This is a genomic window from Rubrimonas sp. (genome assembly GCF_036788415.1).
Lineage (GTDB): Bacteria > Pseudomonadota > Alphaproteobacteria > Rhodobacterales > Rhodobacteraceae > Rubrimonas.
In genome coordinates this window covers 1-1,613 of record NZ_DAIQNN010000244.1, presented here as the reverse complement: position 1 = coordinate 1,613, position 1,613 = coordinate 1, and the positions used below count along the sequence as shown (strand labels likewise).

Genomic DNA, 1,613 nt, shown 5'->3' with positions numbered 1-1,613 from the left:
TGGCGCAGCCGCGCTCGAGGGTTCTGCGTCTGGTCGATCGGGTTTCTTTCGCGTCGGGATCGCTTCGCGGGCGAGGTCGGAGAGCGGCGGTCGCGGCATCGACGGCGGCGCCGTGGTGGGCGCCGGATCGAGCGGCGACGACGATCGTGGCGCATCGGTCGGCGGGCGCTCCGCGTCGCTGTTCGAGGCTCGCGTCTTGTCGGTCGGCGCGGTGTGCGGCAGTTCGGGTTGCGCCGGGTCCGGGGCCTTCGGGCGCGTCGGTTTCATCGGGGCCGACGGTGCGCCTTGTGGTCGTGGCGCCGATGGCCGAGCGCGCGCGCCGGCGTCGTCCTGCGGCGGTTTGGCGGCCGATTTCGCGTCATCCTTCGTCGGGGTGGGCGGCGTATCGCGCGGCGGGTTCGGTCTCGGATCGGGAGCCGGCGTTCCGCCATCGCCTTGCCCGCCGGCGACGCTGCGGGCGACGACGCCCGGGTCGTCGCCATCGGTTCCGGTCGGCAGCGGCGTCCAGCCGAGGGCGTCGAGCGCGTTGTAGATCGTCTCTTTCGGTTCCTGCGGCACGAGCGCCGGCGCGATGGCTTTGGGCGTGTCCCGGCGGGGATCGAAGGTCAGCGCGATCTTTCCTACGGGCCAGTCGCCGGGCAGCATCAGGTAGCAGTGGAGATCGTTGAGCCGCATGATCTCGCCCGCCATGACGATCGGTTCGGTCGTGCGACTGATGCTCATGCTGGCGCCGTCCATGGTCGCCGAGGTGGCGAGCCGGATCGACTCGTGGACGTGCTCCTTGACCGCCGCGCCGATGGCGTTCTCGGCCCATTTCGCGGTGTCGGGCTCCTGCAGCCGGAAGAAGGTCTTGGTGTTGAAGAGCGACAGGATCACCTCGGCGCCGTCGCGGCCGTAGCTCTGGCGGATCTGGCCCATGTTCTGGACGCCGGCGCAGACGCAGACGCCGTACTTGGCGCCTTCGGTCAGCAGCGGCTGCAGCGAGGGCAGCATCTGCAGCGCCTGCAGCTCGTCGAGCATGAGCCAGATGCGGCGGCCGCGGTTGTCGGGCAGGCTGAGGATCGTGTCGGCGACGGCGTCGAGCCAGAGCGACAGCAGCGGCCGGACGGCGTGCATCTGGCGTTGCGTCGAGCCGATGAAGAGCCAGGGCGCGCCGCGCTTCTTGAGCCGTTCCGCCGCGTCGTTGTGCGTCTGTTCGAGCGCGGCGAGCGCGTCGGGCATGGTCGCGTCCTGCGCGCGCCAATGCGCCTCGATCGCCGCCCGGCGGGCGGCCCACCACGCGGCGAAGTCGTCGTCCGGCTCGGGCGGCTCGATGTCGTCGGGCAGCAGGGGATAGGCGATGGCGATGCGCGCCACCATGCGGAACGCCTGGCGCAGTTCGCCGGCGACGAGGTGGTTACGCGCGGTGCGCAGTTGCGCGAGCTCGCCCTCGAAGCGCGCGCGGATCTCCGTGATCGCCTGCGCGTCGGGCTTTTCCATGCGCGTGACGGTGTCGGTGATGAAATCCCGGATGGAGAAGTCGCCGCGCCCGCCGGCGGTCCTGCGCAGGAAGCGCAGCGACTGGGTGTAGACGGCCATGGTGGCGTCGACGTCGTGGCCGGAGCGGTGCTCGC

General features: G+C 71.2%; 1 protein-coding gene. It reads right to left on the bottom strand.

Annotated features, from left to right (window positions below; translation table 11 throughout):
• On the bottom strand, window positions 1-1,613 hold a 1,613-nt coding region (locus tag V7Q31_RS19135), incomplete at both ends, for a type IV secretion system DNA-binding domain-containing protein (protein ID WP_333835424.1).